The 24,479-nt window shown below is 49.0% G+C and carries 26 protein-coding genes and 1 other annotated feature; of the genes, 24 read left to right on the top strand and 2 right to left on the bottom strand.

Going from position 1 to position 24,479, the window contains the following annotated elements; translation table 11 throughout:
* The first annotated feature begins 308 nt into the window (after nt 1–308).
* The 22 genes from cysE to tuf all read left to right on the top strand — a co-directional run bounded on the left by cysE (nt 309) and on the right by tuf (nt 22,132).
* Complete coding sequence (gene cysE / locus NYE26_RS27755; protein WP_036721878.1) at nt 309–1,001, top strand: serine O-acetyltransferase; 693 nt, start codon at nt 309–311, stop codon at nt 999–1,001.
* A gap of 51 nt (nt 1,002–1,052) precedes the next feature.
* A complete protein-coding gene (cysS, locus tag NYE26_RS27750; protein ID WP_036721875.1) occupies nt 1,053–2,459 on the top strand; it encodes a cysteine--tRNA ligase in 1,407 nt (468 codons plus the stop codon).
* Nucleotides 2,456–2,893 (top strand): ribonuclease III domain-containing protein, encoded by a 438-nt coding sequence (locus NYE26_RS27745; RefSeq protein WP_036721873.1) that lies wholly within the window; start codon nt 2,456–2,458, stop codon nt 2,891–2,893. Before cysS ends, NYE26_RS27745 begins: the two co-directional genes overlap by 4 nt.
* Before the next feature lie 24 nt (nt 2,894–2,917).
* Nucleotides 2,918–3,679: a 23S rRNA (guanosine(2251)-2'-O)-methyltransferase RlmB gene (gene rlmB, locus NYE26_RS27740; protein ID WP_076081731.1), complete on the top strand. Its 762-nt coding sequence runs from the start codon at nt 2,918–2,920 to the stop codon at nt 3,677–3,679.
* A 2-nt stretch (nt 3,680–3,681) separates the two neighbouring features.
* Nucleotides 3,682–4,203, top strand: coding sequence for an NYN domain-containing protein (locus NYE26_RS27735; RefSeq protein WP_339251619.1), 522 nt, complete (start codon nt 3,682–3,684; stop codon nt 4,201–4,203).
* 161 nt (nt 4,204–4,364) lie between these two features.
* On the top strand, nt 4,365–5,009 hold the full coding sequence (sigH, locus tag NYE26_RS27730; RefSeq protein ID WP_036721868.1) for an RNA polymerase sporulation sigma factor SigH: 645 nt from the start codon (nt 4,365–4,367) through the stop codon (nt 5,007–5,009).
* A 56-nt stretch (nt 5,010–5,065) separates the two neighbouring features.
* Nucleotides 5,066–5,287, top strand: a complete 222-nt coding sequence (locus NYE26_RS27725; protein ID WP_339251617.1) for a hypothetical protein — start codon at nt 5,066–5,068, stop codon at nt 5,285–5,287.
* An 84-nt stretch (nt 5,288–5,371) separates the two neighbouring features.
* Nucleotides 5,372–5,521, top strand: coding sequence for a 50S ribosomal protein L33 (gene rpmG, locus NYE26_RS27720; protein ID WP_074086515.1), 150 nt, complete (start codon nt 5,372–5,374; stop codon nt 5,519–5,521).
* Nucleotides 5,522–5,542: 21 nt separating this feature from the next.
* Complete coding sequence (gene secE / locus NYE26_RS27715; RefSeq protein ID WP_036692354.1) at nt 5,543–5,734, top strand: preprotein translocase subunit SecE; 192 nt, start codon at nt 5,543–5,545, stop codon at nt 5,732–5,734.
* A gap of 21 nt (nt 5,735–5,755) precedes the next feature.
* Entirely contained in the window at nt 5,756–6,289 is a 534-nt protein-coding gene (gene nusG, locus NYE26_RS27710; RefSeq protein WP_020427084.1) for a transcription termination/antitermination protein NusG, read from the top strand.
* 75 nt (nt 6,290–6,364) lie between these two features.
* Nucleotides 6,365–6,790, top strand: coding sequence for a 50S ribosomal protein L11 (rplK, locus tag NYE26_RS27705; protein ID WP_019908208.1), 426 nt, complete (start codon nt 6,365–6,367; stop codon nt 6,788–6,790).
* Between the two features lie 80 nt (nt 6,791–6,870).
* Complete coding sequence (gene rplA / locus NYE26_RS27700; protein WP_036692357.1) at nt 6,871–7,563, top strand: 50S ribosomal protein L1; 693 nt, start codon at nt 6,871–6,873, stop codon at nt 7,561–7,563.
* A 68-nt stretch (nt 7,564–7,631) separates the two neighbouring features.
* Nucleotides 7,632–7,785: a sequence feature (ribosomal protein L10 leader region), on the top strand.
* Nucleotides 7,786–7,849: 64 nt separating this feature from the next.
* Nucleotides 7,850–8,353 carry a 50S ribosomal protein L10 gene (gene rplJ, locus NYE26_RS27695; protein WP_036721864.1) on the top strand — a complete coding sequence of 168 codons (504 nt, stop codon included), beginning with the start codon at nt 7,850–7,852 and terminating at the stop codon, nt 8,351–8,353.
* 63 nt (nt 8,354–8,416) lie between these two features.
* Entirely contained in the window at nt 8,417–8,776 is a 360-nt protein-coding gene (gene rplL, locus NYE26_RS27690; RefSeq protein ID WP_036721862.1) for a 50S ribosomal protein L7/L12, read from the top strand.
* Between the two features lie 136 nt (nt 8,777–8,912).
* Nucleotides 8,913–9,509: a class I SAM-dependent methyltransferase gene (locus tag NYE26_RS27685; RefSeq protein ID WP_209878857.1), complete on the top strand. Its 597-nt coding sequence runs from the start codon at nt 8,913–8,915 to the stop codon at nt 9,507–9,509.
* Nucleotides 9,510–9,935: 426 nt separating this feature from the next.
* Nucleotides 9,936–13,481: a DNA-directed RNA polymerase subunit beta gene (gene rpoB, locus NYE26_RS27680; RefSeq protein ID WP_339251613.1), complete on the top strand. Its 3,546-nt coding sequence runs from the start codon at nt 9,936–9,938 to the stop codon at nt 13,479–13,481.
* A 113-nt stretch (nt 13,482–13,594) separates the two neighbouring features.
* Complete coding sequence (gene rpoC, locus NYE26_RS27675) at nt 13,595–17,206, top strand: DNA-directed RNA polymerase subunit beta' (protein WP_036721855.1); 3,612 nt, start codon at nt 13,595–13,597, stop codon at nt 17,204–17,206.
* A gap of 179 nt (nt 17,207–17,385) precedes the next feature.
* The gene (locus NYE26_RS27670; RefSeq protein WP_036692367.1) at nt 17,386–17,637 is read left to right on the top strand and encodes a ribosomal L7Ae/L30e/S12e/Gadd45 family protein; all 252 of its coding nucleotides are present in this window, start codon (nt 17,386–17,388) and stop codon (nt 17,635–17,637) included.
* A gap of 134 nt (nt 17,638–17,771) precedes the next feature.
* Nucleotides 17,772–18,191, top strand: a complete 420-nt coding sequence (rpsL, locus tag NYE26_RS27665) for a 30S ribosomal protein S12 (RefSeq protein WP_036721853.1) — start codon at nt 17,772–17,774, stop codon at nt 18,189–18,191.
* A 45-nt stretch (nt 18,192–18,236) separates the two neighbouring features.
* Entirely contained in the window at nt 18,237–18,707 is a 471-nt protein-coding gene (gene rpsG, locus NYE26_RS27660; RefSeq protein ID WP_020427074.1) for a 30S ribosomal protein S7, read from the top strand.
* 47 nt (nt 18,708–18,754) lie between these two features.
* A complete protein-coding gene (fusA, locus tag NYE26_RS27655; protein ID WP_036721851.1) occupies nt 18,755–20,833 on the top strand; it encodes an elongation factor G in 2,079 nt (692 codons plus the stop codon).
* 108 nt (nt 20,834–20,941) lie between these two features.
* A complete protein-coding gene (gene tuf / locus NYE26_RS27650; RefSeq protein WP_036721850.1) occupies nt 20,942–22,132 on the top strand; it encodes an elongation factor Tu in 1,191 nt (396 codons plus the stop codon).
* 91 nt (nt 22,133–22,223) lie between these two features.
* Here tuf and NYE26_RS27645 read toward each other — a convergent pair whose 3' ends face one another.
* Both NYE26_RS27645 and NYE26_RS27640 read right to left on the bottom strand, forming a co-directional pair.
* A complete protein-coding gene (locus tag NYE26_RS27645) occupies nt 22,224–22,565 on the bottom strand; it encodes a cupin domain-containing protein (RefSeq protein ID WP_036721849.1) in 342 nt (113 codons plus the stop codon).
* A gap of 33 nt (nt 22,566–22,598) precedes the next feature.
* Nucleotides 22,599–23,015 carry a V4R domain-containing protein gene (locus NYE26_RS27640; protein WP_245368609.1) on the bottom strand — a complete coding sequence of 139 codons (417 nt, stop codon included), beginning with the start codon at nt 23,013–23,015 and terminating at the stop codon, nt 22,599–22,601.
* Nucleotides 23,016–23,209: 194 nt separating this feature from the next.
* Between NYE26_RS27640 and NYE26_RS27635 the strand changes: the two genes are divergently transcribed.
* Nucleotides 23,210–23,929, top strand: a complete 720-nt coding sequence (locus NYE26_RS27635) for a Crp/Fnr family transcriptional regulator (protein ID WP_339251608.1) — start codon at nt 23,210–23,212, stop codon at nt 23,927–23,929.
* A gap of 236 nt (nt 23,930–24,165) precedes the next feature.
* On the top strand, nt 24,166–24,474 hold the full coding sequence (gene rpsJ / locus NYE26_RS27630) for a 30S ribosomal protein S10 (protein WP_017692074.1): 309 nt from the start codon (nt 24,166–24,168) through the stop codon (nt 24,472–24,474).
* The last annotated feature ends 5 nt before the right edge of the window (nt 24,475–24,479 follow it).

Below are 24,479 nucleotides of genomic sequence, written 5' to 3'. Positions count from 1 at the left end.
TTAAGGGCGAATGCCCTTGCAGGCTGGGAGTTATTCATTTGTCTGCCGCTGAAGATGCACCTGTGAGCTGCATGGTTGAATGTCCCTGTGCGGGGCTGTAGACTGTGCCGGGCTGTCGCCGTTACAGACACCAAGAGGAACACCGGATACAGCGGCTGCGAAGTTTAACAGCTCTGGAATATACGAATGTTCTAGCAGAGTGGGACCGCGGTTAAACGTCTCTGCAGCTATCATGCTGCAGGGGCGTTTTTTGTTGAAATATAAGAATGTAACTTGAAATATAGCATCCAAAGAAGAGGGGAACCGCGATGTTTAAGCATATCAAGTCGGACATTCGGGCAGTATTCGACAATGATCCCGCTGCCCGCAGCAGGTTCGAGGTCGTCTTCACCTACGCCGGGCTTCATGCGATCTGGGCACACCGGATGGCCCACTCTTTTTATAAACGCCGCTGGTTTACCTTGGCACGCATGGTCTCTCAGATCAGCCGGTTCATGACGGGAGTGGAGATTCATCCGGGCGCGGTCATCGGCAGCCGGTTGTTTATTGACCACGGAATGGGTATTGTCATTGGTGAGACCTGTGAGATTGGCGATGATGTTATTATCTATCAGGGAGTTACACTCGGGGGGACCGGCAAAGAGAAGGGCAAGCGGCACCCTACCGTCGGCAACAATGTAGTCATCGGCTCTGGTGCCAAAGTACTGGGTTCCTTCCGAATCGGCGATAATTCTAATATCGGCTCTAACGCAGTCGTGCTGCGTGAAGTGCCTAACAACAGCACGGTAGTCGGCAATCCCGGGCGTGTGGTTAAGCGTAACGGCGAACGTGTATCCGACCGGCTGGATCATACCAAGATGCCTGACCCGCTGATTGATTCCCTCAAATTCCTGCAGAAGGAAATCGAGGAGCTAAGAGAAAAGATGGGTGCTGAAGATAAGCAGAAGCAGGAACAGCGGCGGCTCGAAAGCCAGCAATACATCGGCGATTACGAAATTTAAGAGTACCGGCATTTCAGAAATCCGGGGACAATAGAAAGGGTTGGGACAAGAATGGCTTTGCACATTTACAACACAATGACGCGCACGAAGGAAGAATTTGTACCGCAGGAGCCGGATAAGGTGAAGATGTACGTCTGCGGACCCACGGTCTACGGCTATATGCATATCGGGAATGCAAGACCGGTCATTGTTTTTGACATGGTGCGCAACTACCTGGAGACGCTTGGTAATGAAGTCCGCTATCTGACAAATTTCACCGATGTGGATGATAAAATGATCCGCAAGGCGGAGGAGCTGAACATCACTGTAGCCGAGGTTGCCGAAATGTTCATTGCCGCCTACCAGGAGGATCTGGCCGGGCTGGGCGTGAAGCCGGCGACGATGAATCCGCGCGTTACGGAGAGCATGGACACGATTATCGAGTTCATTAAGGAGCTTGAAGACAAAGGCTACGCGTATGAGAACGGCGGAGATGTGTATTACCGTACCGGGAAATTTGCCAATTACGGCAAGCTGTCCCGCCAGAATCTGGAGGAGCTGCGCTTCGGTATCCGTGTCGAGGTGGATTCGCGCAAGGAGAACCAGGAGGATTTCGTACTCTGGAAGGCAGCCAAGCCGGGCGAAGTTCACTGGTCCAGTCCATGGGGAGAGGGCCGTCCAGGCTGGCATATTGAATGCTCGGCGATGGTGCGTGAATATTTGGGTACAACGATCGACATTCACGGCGGCGGAGAGGATTTGAAATTCCCGCATCATGAATGCGAATGTGCCCAGACCGAAGCGCTGACGGGTGAACCGCTGTCGAATTACTGGATGCATAATGCTTTTCTGAATATCGGTGACGAGAAAATGTCAAAGTCGCTGGGGAATGGCCTCCTCGTGAAGGATATCCGCGCGCGCTTCAAGCAGGGTGCTATCCGTTACTTCATGCTATCCAGCCATTACCGCAATCCGCTGAACTTCACCGAGGAAGCACTGCTATCTGCTGAGAAAAGCGTAGAGCGGATCGCTCTGGCTGAAGGCAATGTGAAGCATCGCCTTGAACTGGCGGCGGAGGGGACAAAGGGTGAAGCAAGTCCGCAGGTTACGGAGCGGCTGGCCGCTATCCTTAGCAGCTTCCATGCGCGGATGCAGGATGATTTCAATACACCGGACGCTATTACGGCGGTGTTCGACTGGGTGAGCCTGGCGAACCTTACGCTTGCTGATCCTGAGGCGAATCCGGCTGACTTCGCCGCGCTGCTGAAGGCTTTTGCCGAGATGAATGCGGTGCTTCGCCTCACGGTAGAGACTGAGGAAGAAGTGGCAAGCGAAGAGGTGGAACGCCTGATTGCAGAGCGTGTGGAAGCGCGCAAGAACAAGAACTGGAGCCGGTCGGATGAAATCCGCGATGAGCTGAATGCGCTGGGAATTCTGCTGGAAGATACTCCACAGGGAATGCGGTGGCGGCGCAAATGAACGGGCTGTTTGATCTGAACCGCGCCTGGTTCCCGTATGAACCCTCTAAGCCTGCCCATCTGCTGCCTCCAATCGTCCTTGCTTATGCAGGTGATGCTATCTACGAAGTTGCAGTCCGGCAGTATCTGATCTCGCTGCCTAATTTGCGCCCCCAGCATCTGCACCGGTCGGCGACCGGACTGGTCTCCGCCAGAGCTCAGAGCAACATTCTTGCTTATCTGGACCCGGTGCTCACCGAGGATGAGAAGGATGTGGTCAGACGGGGGCGCAATGCCAAATCCGGCAGCATTCCCAAAAATGCGGATGTGCTGGAATACCGCCACGCCACTGCTTTTGAATGCATGATCGGCTATTTATATTACACAGGACAGCAAGCGAGAATCCAGGAGCTTGTTCACAGCAGTATCGAATATATGATGCACCGCCCCAAGTGAGTATACAGAACAGGAGATAAAACAATGGAAGAATTGAGAACTGAAGAGGAAATACTGGCAGGCAAGCATTCGGTGCTTGAAGCCCTTAGAGCGGGACGTACACTCAACAAAATATGGATCGCCGAAACTGCACAAAAGCACCTGACCGCACCTATCGTTGCGGAAGCGCGCAAGGCGGGCATTGTCATTCAGCATGTAGACAAGCGTAAGCTGGATCAGCTTGCACCGGGCGTTCAGCACCAGGGAGTGGTGGCGCAAGCGGCGCCTTTTGCCTACACGGAGGTTGCTGATATTCTGGCAATTGCTGAAGCCAAGGGAGAACCGCCGTTCCTGCTCCTGCTGGACGAAATTGAAGATCCGCATAACCTCGGGTCTATCCTGCGTACGGCTGACTGCACAGGTGTGCACGGAGTCATTGTGCCGAAGCGCCGCTCTGCGCAGATTACAGCTACCGTATCCAAGACCTCGGCTGGTGCAGTCGAATATGTGCCTGTGGCCCGCGTAACGAATCTGGGACAGACCATTGACCGGCTGAAGGAGCTGGGAGTCTGGGTAGTCGGCACGGATGTGGATACCGATCAGAATCTGTTCGGATCGGATATTGTCACCGGTCCCGTAGCAGTGGTGATTGGCAATGAGAATAAAGGGATGGGCCGCCTGATCCGTGAGAAATGCGATGTGCTGCTTAAGCTGCCGATGGCCGGAAGAATCAACTCTCTGAATGCTTCAGTAGCAGCGGGCGTAATCATGTACGAGGTACTCCGCCGCCGCCAAGAACAGGGATAACTATGGCAGACTGGCGCGATATCCTGCTCGTGGACGGATACAATATGATCGGCGGCTGGCCGGAGCTTGCGGCATTGTCGCAGACCGGTATGCAGGGGGCACGCGACCGGCTGCTCGATATGCTGGCCGATTATCAGGCATTCTCCGGGCTGCGCGTCATTGCCGTATTCGATGCCTACCGTGTGCCGGGACTGGGCAGGTCGTTTGAACAAGGGAAGATCCAGGTCTTCTTCACCAAGGAGAAGGAAACGGCAGATGAATGCATCGAACGGCTGGTTGGGGAATTCACGCACCGCCGCAGACAGATCTCGGTAGCCACCAGCGATTTTGTGGAGCAGCATGTCGTTTTTGCCCAGGGCGCACTCCGGATTTCAGCCAGGGAACTGAGGCTTGAGATTGAGGAGAACCAGAAGCAGGTGAAGAAGGCGATCGAGCCGGGAAGCGTGAGCGGAACCCGTCACTCACTTGAAGACAAGCTGCCGCCGGAGACACGTAAACGGCTGGAGAACTGGCGCAGGCAGTAGGACAGGAATAGCAGTTGCCCCTCGCGAGAAAATGACATAATATGTTATTGAAGATTGTTTTTGGACAAATCCGGTTGACGGTGTAAGGTAACATAATATATACTGTTCCTATATTTCGAGAAGTAACGATGTGTCTTGCGTTGCAGCCGGGGGGATTCTTGGTGAGTGTCGACCTCAAGGAAATAATGCTGTCCGAGTATGATTTCATAAGTGATGAAGAAATTGTCGAGATCTTCCGTGGTGGCGACAGTGGCGCATTGGAGCATTTAATTAACAAGTACCGTAATTTTGTGCGTGCCAAGGCCCGTTCCTATTTTTTGATCGGGGCAGATCGTGAAGATATTGTGCAGGAAGGCATGATTGGCTTATACAAGGCCATCCGTGACTTCAAGGGTGACAAGCTGTCATCGTTCAAGGCCTTTGCCGAGCTGTGCATTACCCGTCAGATTATAACCGCCATTAAGACCGCTACCCGCCAGAAGCATATTCCGCTTAATTCATATGTCTCGTTAGACAAGCCCATCTATGATGAGGACTCCGACCGGACATTGATGGATGTGATATGCGGAAGTCAGGTGCTGGACCCGGAAGAGCTGATTATCAACCAGGAGGAGTTCATCGGACTGGAAGATAAGATGGCTGAGATTCTGAGTGATCTGGAACGCAAGGTTCTGATGCTCTATCTGGATGGACGTTCCTATCAGGAGATTGCCGAGGATTTGAAGCGGCATGTGAAGTCCATTGACAATGCTTTGCAGCGTGTGAAACGTAAATTGGAAAGATATCTGGAAGTGCGTGACAATTAATGATATAATGACTAGGAAGGCTCGGGACTCGAGTCTTTTTTTAGTGTCCGCTAGATTTGGATACGACGAATTTACAATTGCTGAAACGTTGGATGATGGCAGGTTTATACACAAGCGGATTGCAGCATAATGATTATGGAAGACAGCTAGCGGTAAAAGAAGAAACAGGATCAAAGATGACTTATGGCATAAGGCTACAGCACCCGGAATTACCCAGTGCGATGGGGGAAACTTTCGTTGACACAGACATTGATATTATGCTAAAGTGTTTTAGGTAGGCCTAAATTCGCGGCTTTTTTTTGAATCAATATCTACGTCTTCTAATTTGATGATTAGAAGTACGTCTTCGGGAGGTGCACATCATGCGGGTAATTATCACTTTGGCTTGTACAAGTTGCAAACAAAGAAACTATGCAACAACCAAAAACAAGCGAAATCACCCCGACCGCTTGGAGATGAAGAAATTTTGCAAGTTCTGTAACGAGCAAACTCCTCATCGCGAAACCAGATAGTCTTTTGGAGGTGTAGTCGGCGTGAAACGTAGTTTCAAGTCTTTGTTTTCCTTTTTCACTGAGAGCTGGAGTGAACTCAAAAAGGTTCGCTGGCCTAGCCGTAAAGAACTGAAGAACTATACATTGATCGTTCTCGGTACAATTGTAGTTATTTCTCTTTACTTCTGGGTTCTGGACATCGGTATTTCCGCTGTGATTGAAGCGATTATTTAGAGAGGTCCCAGGTGGCTTGATATGGAAAAAAGATGGTATGTTGTTCATACCTATTCCGGGTATGAGAATAAGGTCAAGGCCAATTTGGAAAAACGCGTTGAGTCCATGGGCATGGAAGACAAAATATTCCGCGTTCTTGTTCCTATGGAAGAAGAGCTGGTAAACAAGGATGGCAAGAAAAAAACTGTCATGCGCAAAGTTTACCCTGGTTACGTTTTGGTCGAAATGGTTCAGACTGATGATTCCTGGTATGTTGTCCGCAATACGCCGGGCGTTACCGGATTTGTCGGTTCAACTGGTTCGGGCTCTAAGCCTACCGCTCTGCTACCCGAAGAGGTTGAACAGATTCTGAAGCATATGGGCATGGTTGAACCTAAAGCGAAGATTGATTTCGAAATTAAGGAATCCGTACGTATTATGGTCGGTCCATTTGCGAATTTTGTGGGCTCCGTGGAAGAAATTTTGGCAGACAAAAGCAAGATCAAGGTACATGTCAACATGTTTGGACGGGAAACCCCGCTGGAGTTGGATTTCACTCAAGTGGAGAAGATATAACAAGCACAAGGGTTTCTTGTGGGAGAATGCTGTTTAGCATTCGAATACCACTATTTACGCAAGGAGGTGTCACTCATGGCTAAAAAAGTTATTAAAATGGTGAAACTGCAGATTCCTGCAGGGAAAGCGAATCCAGCGCCTCCAGTAGGTCCGGCGTTAGGTCAAGCGGGTGTCAACATCATGGCATTCTGTAAGGAATTCAACGCTCGTACTGCCGACCAGGCTGGTCTGATCATCCCGGTTGAAATTACAGTATTTGAAGACCGTTCGTTTACCTTCATCACCAAAACTCCTCCGGCTGCTGTTCTGCTTCGCATCGCTGCAAAAGTAGAAAAAGGCTCCGGTGAACCAAACAAGAAAAAAGTAGCGAAGCTGGGCCGCGCAGCGGTTCGTGAAATCGCTGAAACCAAAATGCCCGATCTGAACGCTGCATCTGTTGAAGCTGCAATGCGTATGGTTGAAGGTACTGCCCGCAGTATGGGAATCACAATCGAAGACTAATATGTATTCGATGAACCGGTCATTCATGACCGCAATATGTGGGAGGAATTTCCGCTAATACCACAAAGGAGGAACATTTCATGGCTAAACATGGTAAGAAGTACCAAGAATCCGCGAAGCTGATCAACAGCGAAGCGACTTACGAGCCTTCAGAAGCTGTAGAGCTTGTGAAAAAGGCGGCAACTGCCAAATTCGACGAAACCGTTGAAGCAGCAGTTCGTCTGGGTGTAGACCCGCGTAAACAAGACCAGGCAGTTCGTGGTGTTGTTGTCCTGCCTCACGGCACAGGCAAAACTCAACGTGTGCTTGTATTTGCAAAAGGTGAAAAAGCGAAGGAAGCGGAAGCTGCTGGCGCTGATTTTGTTGGTGATGCTGATATGATCAACAAGATTCAACAGGGCTGGTTCGAATTCGACGTCTGCGTAGCTACACCTGACATGATGAGTGAAGTCGGTAAACTGGGTCGTCTGCTCGGTGGTAAAGGCCTCATGCCTAACCCTAAAGCAGGTACAGTTACTTTCGACGTTACCAAGGCTGTCCAAGAAATCAAAGCTGGTAAAATCGAATACCGTCTTGACAAAGCGGGCCAAATTCACGCGCCAATCGGCAAAGTGTCTTTCAACGCTGAACAATTGAACGAGAACCTTAAAGCTCTTATGGACGCTCTGAACCGTGCGAAACCGGCTGCTGCCAAAGGTGTATACCTTAAAGGCATCGCTATTTCGTCCACAATGGGACCTAGCGCTCGTGTGAACGCAGCTGCTTTCAGATAATTAAAGGTTGACTCCTAGAGTTATCTTTGATAATCTATAACAGTTGTGAACATTAAGGTGATCAATCTTAAATGTGAATATGCTTACCGTAGACAGTAGGTGCCGTAGGGCTTAATTTCCTACCGAGGTGTTGTGATAGAAACAAAAAGTGCCAGGCTCGCCTGATTAACTTTCCGTTTTATCAAGCCTTCGTGAATCTGCGGAGGCTTTTCTAATGCCTGCGTAGGAACGGCGGGGTTTCTCCGGAATAACCGCTGTGACATAAATTTTCAGGAGGTGTATATAATTGGCAAATGCAAAAGTAATCCAAGCTAAACAGGATGCGGTTGATGTTGTGACTGGCAAATTGCAGAACAGTGTCTCCACTGTTGTTGCAGACTACCGCGGATTGAACGTATCGCAAGTGACTGAACTGCGTAAGCAGCTTCGTGAAGCTGGCGTTGAGTTTCAAGTCCTGAAGAACACATTGCTTCGCCGTGCAACTGCGGCAGCTGAGCTGACTGATCTGGACGCTGTCCTGACGGGTCCTACAGCGATCGCATTCAGCGAGACTGATGCGGTAGTAGCAGCTAAGATTCTAAATGACTTCGCTAAGAAGAACGACGCTTTGAAACTGAAAGGCGGCGTTGTAGAAGGTAAAGTTATCGATGCGGACCAACTGAAAGCACTGGCTGAACTGCCATCCCGCGATGGTTTGCTCTCCATGCTGCTTAGCGTGCTTCAAGCTCCAATGCGCAACTTCGCGCTTGCAGTTAAAGCTGTTGCTGAGAAAGAAGAACAAAGCGCGTAAGCCTTTGCTTCCAGCTTCATAATCAAGACCACAAACCAATTCAAATATAATGGAGGTTCAATCATGAGCAAAGAAACAATCTTAGAAGAAATTAAAGGCATGAGCGTACTGGAACTGAACGACCTGGTAAAAGCAATCGAAGAAGAATTCGGCGTAACTGCAGCAGCTCCAGTAGCAGCTGGCGGCGCTGTAGCAGCTGTTGAAGCTGAACAGTCCGAATTCGACGTAATTTTGACAAGCGCTGGCGCTTCCAAAATCAACGTTATCAAAATCGTTCGCGAAATCACAGGTCTTGGCTTGAAAGAAGCTAAAGAAGTTGTAGATAACGCTCCAAAAGCAATCAAAGAAAAAGTAAGCAAAGAAGAAGCCGAAGCTACCAAAGCAAAATTGGAAGAAGCAGGCGCAGCTGTAGAAGTAAAATAAGTTGATTCAATAGGTACTGCCCCGGAGCAGAAGTCATTCTCTCCGGTTTCCGCAACCCCCTTGAACTTGTTCAAGGGGGTTGCTCTATAAGGGAGCCTTGCAGGTATGTGTAGTTCAACGTGAAAGGGAGGATAGTATGTCGCAGCATTATTACTCGCAGCAGCCGGAAGCGCGTCATGACAGACGCAGCATCGATACGGAGCTGAGAGGCAAACGCCTACGCTTTACCAGCGACGCCGGTGTTTTTTCAAAAGGAGATATTGATCATGGCAGCCGTGTTCTGATTGAGGCGATGGAGATTCTGGAGGATGCGAAGGTGCTGGATGTGGGTTGTGGTTACGGGCCTATAGGGATTAGTGCGGCGCATCTCGCTTCCAAGGGACATGTAACGATGATTGATATCAACAGCCGTGCGGTAGAGCTTGCCCGCGAGAATGCGCAGCATAATGGAATCCGCAATGTTACGGTGATGGAAAGTGATGTGCTATCGGCAGTAGAGGGGCAGACCTTCGATGTGATTCTAACCAACCCGCCGATTCGCGCCGGCAAGGCCGTAGTGCATGCGATTTTTGAACAGGCGTATGATCATTTGAATGAGGGCGGTTGTCTGTGGGTTGTCATTCAGAAGAAGCAGGGTGCGCCGTCGGCGGTTGCCAAGCTGGAGAGTATGTTTGCAGTGGTAGAAGAAGTAGGGAAAGACAAGGGCTATAGAATCTTAAAAGCTCAAAAATAAATAATAATACTCATTGACATGCGATGTCCGTAGTGGTATTATTATAAAATGTCAGTATTAAGCTAGGCTCCATGTCTTTAGTTTGCTGAAATGTCAAGTGATATATTGTCGCCCGGTAAGCGCATGCCGCACGGCAGGTTTTTTGCGAATTCCGTTCTCTATGTTCCTGTCACGGCGAAGGTCGCCGGGGCAATAGATAATAGCGCATGAACTGTAGCCTGGTGACGTATAATACGCACGTTTTGGGCAAATCTACTGGATAAGGAGTATTTTGGCCGTGGATAGATGTGCTCTTTTTTCGAAAGATTTCGATAAGGGGCTTTTCTGTATTTATGGCTGAATCCTTGTGTTATGGTTCCATTATACGGGTCCAAACAAGGGTTCGCAATCAATTTTTAAGTGAGTAGACATGAGGGGTGAGTAAAGTTGGCAGGACATCTTGTTCAGTATGGTCGACGCACTCGGCGGAGCTATGCGAGAATTAACGAGGTACTCGAGGTCCCGAACCTGATCGAGATCCAACAAAAATCTTATGATTGGTTTTTGGAGGAAGGATTGCGGGAAATGTTCCAGGACATCTCGCCGATCCAGGATTTCACAGGGAATTTGGTACTAGAGTTCATTGATTACAGCCTGGGTGAACCGAAGTACACGGTTGACGACGCTAAAGAGCGGGACGTAACATATGCAGCACCTCTGCGTGTGAAGGTGCGTCTCATCAATAAGGAGACCGGTGAGGTTAAAGAGCAGGAAGTGTTCATGGGAGATTTCCCTCTGATGACGGAAACCGGCACTTTTATTATCAATGGTGCGGAACGGGTTATTGTCAGCCAGTTGGTTCGCTCTCCAAGCGTCTATTTCAGCACAAAAGTGGATAAGAACGGCAAAAAAACTTACACCGCCACAGTAATTCCAAATCGCGGAGCCTGGCTGGAGCTTGAGACCGACGCTAAGGACATCATGTATGTCCGTATCGACCGGACTCGTAAGATCCCGGTAACAGTCCTCTTGCGTGCTCTGGGCTTCGGCAGTGATGCTGAAATTCTGGAACTGCTTGGCAATGATGAATATATTCGCAACACGCTGGATAAAGACAACACGGATTCCACGGAGAAGGCGCTTATTGAAATCTACGAGCGTCTGCGTCCGGGCGAACCACCTACACTTGATAATGCCAAGAGCTTGCTCGTCGCACGTTTCTTTGACCCGAAACGTTATGATTTGGCCAATGTAGGCCGTTACAAAATCAACAAAAAGCTGCATATTAAGAATCGTCTGTTCAATCAGCGTCTGGCACAGCCTTTGGTTGATGAATCTACCGGAGAAATCCTGGCAGAATCCGGCCAAATGGTGGACCGCCGCCTGCTTGATGAGCTGATTCCTTATTTCGAGAAGAATATGGCTGCCAAAAACTACCGTGTAACCGGCGGTGTAATGGACAGCGAAGATATTCCGCTTCAGACCATTGACGTATTCTCGCCAATCGAAGAAGGTCGTATCATCAAACTGATCGCCAATGGCAACATTGATAAATCGGTTAAGCATATTACTCAGGCTGATATTATATCCTCAATCAGCTACTTTATTAATTTGCTGCATGGTATCGGCAACACGGATGATATTGACCATCTGGGTAACCGCCGTCTGCGTTCTGTAGGTGAGCTTCTGCAGAATCAGTTCCGGATCGGGCTATCCCGTATGGAGCGCGTAGTCCGCGAGAGAATGTCGATTCAAGATGCCAATGCGATTACACCGCAGGCGCTGATCAACATCCGTCCGGTTATCGCATCCATCAAAGAGTTCTTCGGCAGTTCGCAGCTGTCCCAGTTCATGGATCAGACGAACCCGCTTGCCGAGCTTACGCATAAGCGCCGTCTGTCTGCACTCGGACCCGGCGGTCTGACTCGTGAACGCGCAGGCTTTGAAGTCCGCGACGTCCATCACAGTCACTATGGCCGTATGTGTCCTATCGAGACTCCGGAAGGTCCGAATATCGGTCTGATCAACTCCTTGTCCACCTTCGCCCGCATCAATGAATACGGCTTTATCGAAGCTCCGTATCGTTGGGTAGATCCGAAGACAGGTAAGGTAACTGAGCAAATCGATTATCTGACTGCCGATGAAGAAGATAACTATGTAGTTGCACAGGCGAATGTACTGATCGATGAGGATGGCTCCTTTAAGGAAGACCAGGTTATCGTTCGTTACAACAAGGATTCAGACAACATCACTACTATGCCTAGCAACCGTGTAGACTACATGGACGTTTCGCCAAAACAGGTCGTATCGGTCGCAACGGCGCTCATCCCGTTCCTTGAGAACGATGACTCCAACCGCGCACTGATGGGATCGAACATGCAGCGTCAGGCCGTTCCGCTTCTTATTCCTAAGGCTCCGCTTGTAGGGACAGGGATGGAGCATAAGTCTGCTAAAGACTCCGGCGTATGTATTGTCTCCAAATATGACGGTATTATCGAACGCTCCTCTGCCAATGAAATCTGGCTGCGCCGTGTTGAGGCAGTTGAAGGCAAGGAAGTCAAAGGCGATATCGTTAAATATAAATTACACAAATTCATGCGTTCGAACCAGGGTACCTGTATTAACCAGCGTCCACTGGCTAAACGTGGGGATATCGTCAAAAAAGGTGACATCCTGGCAGATGGACCTTCCACAGAAATGGGCGAACTTGCGCTTGGCCGCAACGTAGTCGTTGCGTTCATGACTTGGGAAGGCTACAACTACGAGGATGCGATCCTGCTGAGTGAGAAGCTGGTGAAGGAAGATGTATACACTTCGATCCACATCGAGGAATACGAATCCGAAGCCCGTGATACGAAGCTCGGACCTGAAGAGATCACACGTGATATTCCTAACGTCGGTGAAGAGGCGCTCCGCAATCTGGATGAGCGCGGAATTATCCGTATCGGTGCGGAAATCAATGCCGGCGATATTCTGGTAGGTAAGGTTACTCCGAAGGGTGTAACTGAGCTGACTGCTGAGGAACGCCTGCTGCATGCGATCTTCGGTGAGAAGGCCCGTGAAGTTCGTGATACCTCCCTGCGTGTTCCGCATGGTAGTGATGGTATTATCGTTGATGTCAAAGTATTCACACGTGAGAACGGCGATGAGCTGCCTCCTGGCGTGAATCAGCTGGTTCGTGTCTACATCGCTCAGAAGCGTAAAATTTCTGAAGGTGACAAGATGGCCGGACGTCACGGTAACAAGGGTGTCGTTGCCCGTATCCTGCCAGAAGAAGATATGCCGTTCCTTCCTGACGGTACGCCGGTACAGGTTGTCCTGAACCCGCTGGGCGTTCCTTCCCGTATGAACATCGGACAGGTGCTTGAAGTCCATATTGGTATGGCTGCACTGCGTCTGGGTATCCACGTGGCTACTCCGGTATTCGACGGAGCCCGTGAGTATGACGTGTTCGATACGATGGAAGAAGCCGGTATGCAGCGTAATGGTAAGACTGTGCTGTATGACGGACGTACAGGCGAGCGCTTCGAGCGTGAGGTTACTGTCGGCGTCATGCACATGATCAAGCTTGCGCACATGGTTGACGATAAGATTCATGCCCGTTCCACAGGTCCTTACTCACTCGTTACACAACAGCCACTGGGCGGTAAAGCTCAGTTCGGCGGACAGCGTTTCGGGGAGATGGAAGTGTGGGCGCTTGAAGCTTACGGCGCGGCGTATACACTGCAAGAGATTTTGACCGTGAAATCCGATGATGTGGTCGGCCGTGTGAAAACGTACGAATCCATTGTCAAAGGTGAAAATGTTCCAGAACCGGGTGTACCGGAATCGTTCAAGGTATTGATCAAGGAACTGCAGTCGCTCGGGATGGATGTCAAAATCCTCAGCGGTGACGAGCAGGAGATCGAGATGAAGGAACTGGACGATGAGGACGAGACGTCAGGCGATAAGCTGAGCCTCAATTTGGAAGGCGCAGAAGTCGGCATAGAGTAGTTCACCAGCAAGCCAATAATTTCATTACACAAAGGACCATGCCCTCTGTTGACTTCAGCGTCAAGAGAGGGCTGTGGTACTAAATCAGGATATAGGTTAAGGAGGGTTGCTCCTTGTTGGACGTTAACAATTTTGAATTTATGAAAATCGGGCTCGCTTCCCCGGAAAAAATTCGTTCTTGGTCCCGCGGAGAAGTTAAAAAACCGGAAACCATTAACTATCGTACATTGAAACCGGAAAAAGAGGGTCTCTTTTGCGAACGTATTTTTGGACCGCAAAAGGACTGGGAATGTCACTGTGGTAAATACAAACGCGTCCGTTATAAGGGCGTAGTGTGCGACCGCTGCGGCGTGGAAGTTACCCGCGCTAAAGTCCGCCGCGAACGTATGGGCCACATCGAACTGGCAGCTCCTGTATCTCATATCTGGTATTTCAAAGGTATTCCAAGCCGTATGGGTCTGGCACTGGATATGTCTCCTAGATCGCTCGAAGAGATTATCTACTTTGCATCTTATGTTGTAACTGATCCAGGGGAAACTCCGCTGGAGAAGAAGCAGCTGCTGTCCGAGAAAGAATACCGCAGCTACCGTGAGAAATATGGCTACGGATTCCAGGCCGGCATGGGTGCAGAAGCTGTCAAAAAGCTGCTTCAGGATATCGACATCGATAAAGAACTGGAATTCCTCAAAGAAGAGCTGCGTACCGCTCAAGGCCAGCGCCGCAACCGGGCAATCAAACGTCTGGAAGTCATTGAGGCCTTCCGCAACTCCGGCAACAAGCCTGACTGGATGATCATGGATGTACTCCCGGTTATCCCTCCGGAGCTTCGTCCAATGGTTCAGCTTGATGGCGGCCGTTTTGCTACTTCTGACCTTAATGACCTGTACCGCCGTGTAATTAACCGGAACAACCGTCTGAAAAGACTGCTGGACCTCGGCGCGCCTGACATTATCGTTCAGAATGAGAAACGGATGCTTCAGGAAGCTGTAGATGCGCTGATTGACAACGGCCGCCGCGGCCGTCCTGTAACAGGACCAGGTAACCGTCCGCTCAAATCGCTCAGCCATATGCTGAAAGGTAAACAGGGACGTTTCCGCCAGAACTTGCTCGGTAAACGTGTTGACTATTCCGGCCGTTCGGTTATCGTCGTAGGACCTTACCTGAAGATGTACCAATGCGGTCTTCCTAAGAAGATGGCACTGGAACTCTTCAAACCGTTTGTAATGAAAGAACTGGTTAACAAAGGGCTGGCCCACAACATAAAGAGCGCGAAGCGTAAGGTTGAGCGCGTAAGTCCTGAAGTATGGGATGTGCTTGAAGAGGTAATCAGAGAGCATCCGGTTCTGCTGAACCGTGCCCCTACGCTGCATAGACTGGGTATCCAGGCGTTCGAACCGATTCTGGTAGAAGGTCACGCGATCCGTCTTCACCCGCTCGTATGTACGGCTTACAATGCCGACTTTGACGGTGACCAGATGGCGGTACACGTTCCTCTGTCCGCTGAGGCTCAAGCTGAAGCCCGTATTCTCATGCTGGCGTCCGGTAACATCCTGAACCCTAAGGACGGCAAGCCGGTCGTTACCCCTTCCCAGGATATGGTCCTTGGTACGTTCTACCTGACCATGGACAACAAGGAAGAAAAGGGTACCGGGATGATCCTGCGTAACGTGAATGAAGCGGTCTCTGCTTATCAGCGCGGAACTGCGGGTCTGCATGCACGTGTTGCTATTCCTGTTAAGGCTCTGGGTAAAACCAGCTTCACAGAAGCGCAGCAGAATGCTCTGCTGATCACTACTGTGGGTAAGATTATCTTCAACGAAATCTATCCAAGCAGCTTCCCGTATATCAACGAAGCTACCAAAACTAACCTGCTGCAGGGAACTCCTGAGAAGTACTTCATCTATGAAAAGGGTGCGGATGTCCGCGAACTGATCATGGCAGCTCCGGAAGCCAGTGCTGTAGGTAAAGAATATCTGGGCCTCATTATCGCCCGCTGCTTTGAGACTTATCACACCACCAAGACTTCAGTGATTCTGGATAAAATTAAGCAACTCGGCTTTACGTACTCTACACGTTCCGGTGTTACGGTTGCCGTATCGGATGTTATCGTGCCTGAGGAAAAAGCTACCATTCTTAAGGAATCCGAAGCTAAGGTTGATGTGGTTGCGAATCAATACCGCCGTGGTCTGATTACCAATGATGAGCGGTATGACCGCGTTATCGAGATTTGGTCGAAGACCAAGGATGATCTGACTAACGTATTGCTTAAATCAATGGACCGCTTCAACTCCATCATGCTCATGGTCGACTCCAAGGCGCGTGGTAACAAATCGCAGATCACCCAGCTCGGTGGGATGCGTGGTCTGATGGCAACACCTTCGGGCCGAATCTTTGAATTGCCAATCAAAGCGAACTTCCGTGAAGGCCTAACCGTCCTCGAGTACTTTATCTCCACTCACGGAGCGCGTAAAGGTCTGGCCGATACAGCGCTGCGTACAGCGGATTCCGGGTACCTGACGCGCCGTCTGGTTGACGTAGCGCAGGATGTTATTGTCCGTGAAGAAGATTGTGGTACTGATAAAGGCTTCATGGTTAGCCGGATTCAGGATGGCAAGGAAGTCATTGAGGATCTCTACGACCGTATTGAAGGCCGTTATTCCTTCGAGACCGTCCGTCATCCTGAGACGAAGGAAATCATCGTTCACCGTAACGATCTGATTGACTCGGATAAGGCTGAAGAAATCGTGAATGCTGGCGTGACCAAGCTGCAGATCCGCTCTGTACTGAGCTGCCGTGCCCGTCACGGTGTCTGCAAGAAGTGCTACGGACGTAACCTGGCAACAGGTAAATTCGTGGAAATCGGGGAGGCTGTCGGTATTATTGCCGCACAATCCATCGGTGAACCGGGAACACAGCTTACCATGCGTACGTTCCATACCGGTGGTGTAGCCGGAGACGATATTACGCAAGGTTTGCCGCGTATCCAGGAGCTGTTTGAAGCCCGTAACCCTAAAGGTCAGGCTACAATCAGTGAGATTGACGGGGTAGTTAAGGAAATCCGCGAAACCAAGGACCGCCGCGAGATCGAAGTCCAGGGTGAAGCAGAGTCCAAAACGTATTCCATCACTTACGGCTCCCGTCTGCGTGTCAGCGAAGGCCAGGAGATTGAGGCCGGCGATGAATTAACAGACGGTTCAATTGACCCTAAAGAAATGCTGCGTATCAAAGGGATCCGCGGGGTACAGAACTACATTCTGCAAGAAGTACAGCGTGTATACCGTAACCAGGGCGTTGAAATCAATGATAAGCACATTGAAGTTATGATCAAGCAGATGCTGCGCAAAATCCGTATTATCGATGCCGGAGATACCAGTCTCCTGCCGGGTGCATTTGCGGATATTCATGAATATGAAGCAGCCAACAAGGAAGCCATTCTTGCCGGCAATGAACCAGCAGTCGCCAAACCGGTTCTGCTCGGGATTACCAAGGCCTCTCTGGAAACTGATTCATTCCTGTCTGCGGCATCCTTCCAGGAAACTACCCGCGTCTTAACAGATGCAGCTATTAAGGGTAAAGTGGATAAGCTGCTCGGTCTGAAAGAGAATGTAATCATCGGTAAGCTGATTCCTGCAGGTACAGGCATGAATCGTTACCGTAATGTGAAGCTGAGCGATCCGAATGCTGAAAGCAGTGAAGAAGCTTTAGAGCCGGTACCCGCTGAATAATTGAATACTCATGGCAAGCAGTATCCGCGTCACGCAGAAATCTGGCGTGACGCGGCTGTCTGCTGTGATTATTAATAAATTTATTGTCGTTTTTCTTGACATCATGTGCTGAGGATGCTAATATGTCTAAGGTGCGTGAGTAGTCTTGTCATTCTTATTCAGTGGAGGTAATGATTTTCATGACTGATGACAGAGGGTTACAGGATGCTCAGGTCAAGATCGGTTCCAAGCAAACCGTTAAGGCGGTGGAGTTGGGCCAAGCCGCAGAAGTCTATGTGGCAGAGGACGGAGATCAACGGCTTACTTCCAGAATTGTAATGCTTTGCAACAAACAAGGTGTGAAGGTCACTTATGTGGACACGATGCTGAATTTGGGCAAGGCCTGCGGTATAGAAGTTGGTGCTGCGATGGCAGCCGTCTTAAAACAATAGCAGCAAGAGAACGTTTTTGTACCGGGGTACACTTCGGCAGCAAGGACTTTTCATTTGTCTTTTTATGAACCACCTGGGTCTGTGGACTTAATGTTTGTAAATTGACTATCATTTCAGGAAGGGGGTGGCACAACATGCCAACTATTAATCAATTGGTTCGTAAAGGCCGTCAAGCCAAAATCGAAAAATCCAAATCTCCCGCTCTTCAAAAAGGGTTCAACGCCCTCAAGCGTGAGGCTACAAATTTGAGCGCTCCGCAGAAACGCGGTGTATGCACTCGTGTAGGCACAATGACTCCACGTAAACCAAACTCAGCACTTCGTAAGTATGCCCGTGTTCGTCTGACGAACCGTCTTGAGGTGACTGCTTACATTCCGGGTATCGGACACAACCTTCAAGAGCACAGTGTAGTATTGCTGCGCGGAGGTAAAGTTAAGGACCTTGCAGGAGTTCGTTACCACATCGTTCGTGGTGCACTGGATACTGCAGGTGTTGCTAACCGGATGCAGGCTCGCTCCAAGTATGGTGCGAAACGTCCTAAAGTCAAGAAATAAGATGAGCTTATCAGAATAATAACCATATAAGAAAGGGGGATATCCATGCCACGCAAAGGTCCAGTTACTAAAAGAGATGTATTGCCAGATCCATTGTATAATAGCAAGTTGGTTACTCGTTTGATCAACCGTATTATGCTGGGTGGTAAAAGAGGTGTCGCTCAAAGCATTTTGTACAATTCGTTCAAGTTGATTCAAGAACGTACAGGTAAAGAGCCGATGGAAGTTTTCGAAGCTGCCATCAAGAATATCATGCCTGTATTGGAAGTTAAAGCTCGTCGTGTCGGCGGTGCTAACTACCAAGTACCTATTGAGGTTAAACCTGAAAGACGTACTGCTTTGGGATTACGTTGGCTTGTAAACTACTCACGCAACCGCGGTGAGAAGACTATGGAAGAACGTTTGGCGGCTGAGATTATTGATGCTTCCAACAACACAGGCGCTTCCGTTAAGAAACGTGAAGACACACACAAGATGGCTGAAGCGAACAAAGCGTTTGCTCACTACCGCTGGTAGGATTGCAGTCGTTCAAATAACTTCTATTTTGAAAGGAGATCCATTTCATGGCAAGAGAGTTCTCCTTAAAAAATACACGTAATATCGGGATCATGGCGCATATTGATGCTGGTAAGACTACTACCACTGAGCGGATTCTATTCTACACAGGCCGTACGCACAAAATCGGTGAAGTTCACGAGGGTGCTGCTACAATGGACTGGATGGAACAAGAACAGGAGCGCGGAATCACGATTACTTCCGCTGCTACAACTGCTGCATGGAAGGGTCACCGCATCAATATCATTGATACCCCAGGACACGTTGACTTCACCGTTGAAGTTGAACGTTCCCTGCGTGTATTGGATGGGGCAGTTGGTGTATTTAGTGCGAAAGAGGGCGTAGAACCTCAGTCCGAAACCGTATGGAGACAGGCTGACCGTTACAACGTTCCACGGATCGCATATGTGAACAAAATGGACATTATCGGTGCGGATTTCCTTAACGTTATCGAAACGATGCGTGATCGTCTTCAAGCCAATGCAGTTGCTATTCAACTGCCAATCGGTGCAGAAAATGATTTCGCAGGTATCATCGACCTCGTTGAGCAAAAAGCACATATGTTCAGAGATGATTTGGGCCAAAATATTGAAGTTACGGATATTCCGGAAGAATATTTGGCAAAGGTTGAGGAACTGCGTCTCGAGCTGATCGAGAAAGTTGCTGAACTTGATGAAGATCTGACTATGAAGTACCTGGAAGGCGAAGAAATTACTATTCCGGAAATCAAAGCTGCTCTGCGCAAAGGCGTAGTTGAAGTTAAAATTTTCCCAGTAATTTGCGGCTCTTCTTACCGTAACAAAGGGATTCAGCTTATGCTGGATGCTGTTGTTGATTACTTGCCATCACCTTTGGATGTACCGGCTATTACGGGTCATCTGGAGGATGGAACAGAAGCGGAACGTCATCCTTCGGATGAAGAGCCATTCGGTGCCTTGGCATTTAAGATCATGACAGACCCTTATGTTGGTAAACTCACGTTCTTCCGTGTATACTCCGGTATCCTGGAATCAGGTTCTTATGTAATTAATGCTACTAAGGGCAAACGTGAGCGTATTGGGCGTATCCTGCAGATGCATGCGAACAGCCGTCAAGAAATCTCCATCGTTTACGCTGGTGATATCGCGGCAGCCGTTGGTCTGAAGGACACTAGCACAGGCGATACACTCTGCGACGAGAAGCATCCGATCATTCTGGAATCCATGAACTTTCCAGATCCGGTTATCGAAATCGCAGTCGAGCCAAAAACCAAAGCTGACCAAGATAAACTGGGTGTTGCTCTCGGAAAGTTGACTGAAGAGGATCCTACTCTTCGTGCTCACACTGATGAAGAAACAGGCCAAACCATCCTGGCAGGTATGGGTGAGCTTCACTTGGACATCATCATCGACCGTATGCGTCGTGAATTCAAAGTAGAAACCAATGTGGGTAAACCACAGGTTGCCTACCGCGAAACGTTCAAGGCATCTGCCCGCGTAGAAGGCAAGTTTGTTCGCCAATCCGGCGGTCGCGGTCAGTACGGTCACGTATGGGTTGAGTTTGAACCCCTCGAGCCAGGTACTGGCAGCCAATTCGAAAGTAAAGTTGTCGGTGGCTCGGTTCCAAGAGAATACATCGCTCCTGCACTTGCCGGTATTGAAGAGCAAATGAAGAACGGCGTTATTGCAGGCTTCCCGCTTGTTGACGTTAAAGCTACCATCGTAGATGGTTCTTACCATGATGTTGACTCCAACGAAATGGCGTTCAAAATTGCCGGTTCGATGGCGCTTAAAGCTGCAAAAGAAAAATGTCAACCTGCATTGCTTGAGCCAATCATGAAAGTGGAAGTAACTGTTCCTGAGGAATACATGGGCGATGTAATGGGTATGCTGAACTCCCGTCGCGGTAGAATCGAAGGTATGGATTCCCGTGGTGGAGCGCAAATTATCCGTGCGAAGGTGCCTTTGTCCGAAATGTTCGGATACTCCACAACACTCCGTTCCGGTACTCAAGGACGCGGCGTATTCTCAATGGAGCTTTCTCACTATGAAGAAGTACCTAAATCCATTGCTGAAGAAATCGTAGCCAAGAACAAAGGCGGAGAATAAGCTTAATTTTTAACTTGCCGTCCGGGTATAACACTTAAGTCACCTTAGAACTGCTAATAGGCGGACGGCTCAAATATATGGACCCCACAATAAGGAGGAACTGTTCAAATGGCAAAGGCAAAGTTTGAACGTAACAAACCGCACGTTAACATCGGTACTATTGGTCACGTCGACCATGGTAAAACAACTCTGACTGCTGCAATCACAACTGTATTGTCCAAAAAATACGGTGGTGCTGCTGTAGCATTCGACCAAATTGATAAGGCTCCTGAAGAACGCGAACGCGGTATCACTATCTCCACCGCTCACGTTGAATATGAAACTCCTAACCGTCACTACGCTCACGTAGACTGCCCTGGACACGCCGACTATGTTAAAAACATGATCACTGGCGCAGCGCAAATGGACGGAGCGATCCTGGTTGTATCCGCAGCTGACGGCCCTATGCCACAGACTCGTGAACACATCCTGCTGTCCCGTCAAGTAGGCGTTCCTTACATCGTTGTATTCCTGAACAAATGCGACATGGTTGAGGACGAAGAGTTGCTTGAATTGGTTGAAATGGAAGTTCGCGATCTGCTTAGCGAATACGACTTCCCAGGCGATGACACTCCAATCGTTCGTGGATCTGCTCGTGAAGCTCTGCAGAACCCTGATGGCGAGTATGCACAGAAGATCGTTGAAATGTTCGAAACGATCGACACATACATCCCGCTTCCAGAACGTCAGACTGACAAGCCTTTCTTGATGCCTGTCGAAGATGTATTCTCCATCACTGGCCGCGGTACTGTGGCAACTGGTCGCGTAGAACGCGGAACAGTTAAAGTCGGAGAAGAAATCGAAATCGTTGGTATTCACGAAGAAACTAAGAAGTCTGTAGTTACTGGCGTGGAAATGTTCCGCAAATTGCTTGATTCCGCTCAAGCTGGCGACAACATCGGCGCACTCTTGCGTGGTGTTGACCGTAACAACATCGAGCGTGGCCAAGTATTGGCTAAGCCGAACTCCGTTAAGCCACACACTGAGTTCACTGCTCAGATCTACGTTCTGACTAAAGAAGAAGGCGGACGTCACAAACCATTCTTCACTGGTTACCGTCCACAGTTCTACTTCCGTACAACTGACGTAACTGGCATCATCAACCTGCCAGAAGGTACTGAAATGGTTATGCCTGGTGACAACATCACTGTAACTGTTCAGCTGATCTCCCCAATCGCTATTGAAGAAGGTACTAAATTCTCCATTCGCGAAGGCGGACGTACAGTTGGTGCCGGTTCCGTAGCTTCCATCCAGAAATAATTCAGGCTCTATCCGTTAGGATAGACTGAATATAAGTCAGGCCCCCTTCATTTGAAGGGGGCCTGTTTTATTTTATAGATAAGATTGAGAATTAGATTTCCTTCGCATAGTCCGCACTTGGCAACTTGGATAAAACCACATGCAGGCTGGACGGCGATGAACTATTATTCGTATAAGCGAATGACTCGTCACCGGCAATGTAGATGGTCTCTCCTTGGATGAAGGAGAACTCTTCCTCATTAACATGAATGGTACCGTCACCGTGTAAGGCGAGGATATAGACATCTGCTCCGGGGTGCTTGTGAACGGGCAGCTTTTGCCCAGGCATGAAATTAAGCACAAATACTACGCTATCGCCTTTTTGGAAAATGATCTTTTTGGTAAAGCGTTCCTCTTGATACTGTACGGCCTCAGCTAGTGTTTTCTTTTCCATTATAAATCCCTGCTTTCATTATATTAGTATTATTTAAAGCTTGACTTCGTACTCGCAGTGCTCATGACCGGTGACATTACATTTGATCTCTTTCACTGAAACCTTGCGGCCGAGAATTCGGCACAGAGCACCTTCAATGATAGCTCCCTCCAGATCACAGACCATTCTTTCATCTTCAAGGGAAGGTAGTCCTTTGCAGAAGCAATCGTCAACAGCGATATTAATTTTGCGCTCATCGGAATGAACAATTCGGGGAATCCCGATTTTGAGCTCCTCAAAGATCTGCAGCAGCTCTTCCACGGACTGGACAGGCAGGCTCTCGCCGATCTTTCTGCCAATGGTCACAGTCGTTCCCTTTCCGCCTAACGGCAATCCCTGGTTCATTCCAATTAGACGGATGGTCCGGAATAGTTCAAGGGGTACCATATTGCCCAGAGTTGTTCTATTCATCTGGCGCATGTCCTCAAAAGTGTATTGCTGCAAGCCCATCAACTCCTTTGCTCTCTATGAACCTATTGTATAGACAGCCGGCGCGTTAATCCTTGATATAGATCAAGTTTTATGAAAATTTGTGCGTCCAGTCACCCGGCAGCGCTTCGATCATTGATATGGTGGGATAAGCGACAGTAGAGGAGGAATGATGTATGGAATGCAATACGTGCAGTTCTCATGCCTGTGTGCGCCAGGTTCCGGTATTCAGGAGTTTGTCCGATAAAGAATTGGTTATCATAGAATCAATCACAGAATCCCATTCATATAAAAAGGGTAGCCAAGTTTGCCGAGAAGGGGAGCCGTCTGAAGCCTTGTTTGTGGTGAAGAGCGGGCTTATCAAATTAACGAAGAACAGTAAAGAAGGGAAGCAGCATATTGTCCGTTTTCTTTTCCCGGGGGATTATTTCGGTCAGTTTGCCTTGCTTCACAATAAAAATAATGATGTAACGGCGGAGATTATTGAGAGTGGAGTGGTCTGCCGGATGCACCGGAAGGATTTCATTCCCCTGCTGGAGCAGAATGCGGGCCTGGCGTTTAGCTTTCTGATGTCTGTTAGTGAGCAGCTGCATCTGGCGGAAGAAACAGCAGGGGCACTGCATATGTTTGAAGTGGAAAAACGGTTAGCCCGGCTTCTAGTCTACTTGTACACGAGGAATCTACCAGAATCAGCTCTGACAATGCAAGCTTTAAGACATTCCGTGGATCTCCCATCGGCGCAAAAAGAAGTGGCAGCGATGATCGGCACTACTGCCGAGACCCTAAGCCGTAAGCTGAACAAGCTGGAAGCGCTGAAGATCATCGCTATGCATAAAAGAACCGTGAATATTTTGGAGATGGATACTCTAATTCAGCTCGCTGAAATCAGTCATTAACAATTTTCAGATAAAACCGTGTATTTTTAAACTTTTTTTCTGGAAAAGGTGATTTGTTTTGCAAAGGCTCTTGCAATATAGCCGCCTATTAGATATAATAATAAATGTTGTTCTGAGACGTTGCGATGATGTGAGAGGTTACTGACACACCCGGCCCCTTTGCCATGAGGTCGACGTCAGAAAATTTTCACGGAGTATGTCCGATAATAAATTGGGCGATAGAAGGAGGGACTAAAATGGCAAAGCAAAAAATTCGTATTCGCTTGAAAGCATACGACCACAGAATTCTTGATCAATCCGCAGAGAAAATCGTTGAAACAGCAAAACGTTCGGGTGCTGGTGTATCCGGGCCGATTCCGCTGCCAACTGAGAAGCAAATCATTACCATTCTCCGTGCGGTACACAAGTACAAGGATTCCCGTGAACAGTTTGAGCAACGGACTCACAAACGTTTGATCGATATTGTGAACCCAACACCACAAACTGTGGATGCCTTGATGCGCTTGGATCTACCGTCCGGTGTAGATATCGAAATCAAATTGTAATTCAT

Source organism: Paenibacillus sp. FSL P2-0136 (assembly GCF_037975325.1).
In the GTDB taxonomy this organism is placed as follows: domain Bacteria; phylum Bacillota; class Bacilli; order Paenibacillales; family Paenibacillaceae; genus Paenibacillus_AQ; species Paenibacillus_AQ silagei.
The sequence above is the reverse complement of the archived record's forward strand: the minus strand, read 5'-3'. Positions and strand labels throughout refer to the sequence as shown.

Coding starts and splice junctions, on each gene's coding strand:
- cysE (WP_036721878.1), top strand. CDS start 309: ATGTTTAAGCATATCAAGTCGGACATTCGGGCAGTATTCGACAATGAT.
- NYE26_RS27735 (WP_339251619.1), top strand. CDS start 3,682: ATGGCAGACTGGCGCGATATCCTGCTCGTGGACGGATACAATATGATC.
- tuf (WP_036721850.1), top strand. CDS start 20,942: ATGGCAAAGGCAAAGTTTGAACGTAACAAACCGCACGTTAACATCGGT.
- NYE26_RS27685 (WP_209878857.1), top strand. CDS start 8,913: ATGTCGCAGCATTATTACTCGCAGCAGCCGGAAGCGCGTCATGACAGA.
- rpsJ (WP_017692074.1), top strand. CDS start 24,166: ATGGCAAAGCAAAAAATTCGTATTCGCTTGAAAGCATACGACCACAGA.
- NYE26_RS27635 (WP_339251608.1), top strand. CDS start 23,210: ATGGAATGCAATACGTGCAGTTCTCATGCCTGTGTGCGCCAGGTTCCG.
- NYE26_RS27640 (WP_245368609.1), bottom strand. CDS start 23,015: ATGAATAGAACAACTCTGGGCAATATGGTACCCCTTGAACTATTCCGG.
- rplL (WP_036721862.1), top strand. CDS start 8,417: ATGAGCAAAGAAACAATCTTAGAAGAAATTAAAGGCATGAGCGTACTG.
- rpsG (WP_020427074.1), top strand. CDS start 18,237: ATGCCACGCAAAGGTCCAGTTACTAAAAGAGATGTATTGCCAGATCCA.
- fusA (WP_036721851.1), top strand. CDS start 18,755: ATGGCAAGAGAGTTCTCCTTAAAAAATACACGTAATATCGGGATCATG.
- rpmG (WP_074086515.1), top strand. CDS start 5,372: ATGCGGGTAATTATCACTTTGGCTTGTACAAGTTGCAAACAAAGAAAC.
- nusG (WP_020427084.1), top strand. CDS start 5,756: ATGGAAAAAAGATGGTATGTTGTTCATACCTATTCCGGGTATGAGAAT.
- NYE26_RS27745 (WP_036721873.1), top strand. CDS start 2,456: ATGAACGGGCTGTTTGATCTGAACCGCGCCTGGTTCCCGTATGAACCC.
- NYE26_RS27670 (WP_036692367.1), top strand. CDS start 17,386: ATGACTGATGACAGAGGGTTACAGGATGCTCAGGTCAAGATCGGTTCC.
- rlmB (WP_076081731.1), top strand. CDS start 2,918: ATGGAAGAATTGAGAACTGAAGAGGAAATACTGGCAGGCAAGCATTCG.
- rplK (WP_019908208.1), top strand. CDS start 6,365: ATGGCTAAAAAAGTTATTAAAATGGTGAAACTGCAGATTCCTGCAGGG.
- NYE26_RS27645 (WP_036721849.1), bottom strand. CDS start 22,565: ATGGAAAAGAAAACACTAGCTGAGGCCGTACAGTATCAAGAGGAACGC.
- rpsL (WP_036721853.1), top strand. CDS start 17,772: ATGCCAACTATTAATCAATTGGTTCGTAAAGGCCGTCAAGCCAAAATC.
- rplA (WP_036692357.1), top strand. CDS start 6,871: ATGGCTAAACATGGTAAGAAGTACCAAGAATCCGCGAAGCTGATCAAC.
- cysS (WP_036721875.1), top strand. CDS start 1,053: ATGGCTTTGCACATTTACAACACAATGACGCGCACGAAGGAAGAATTT.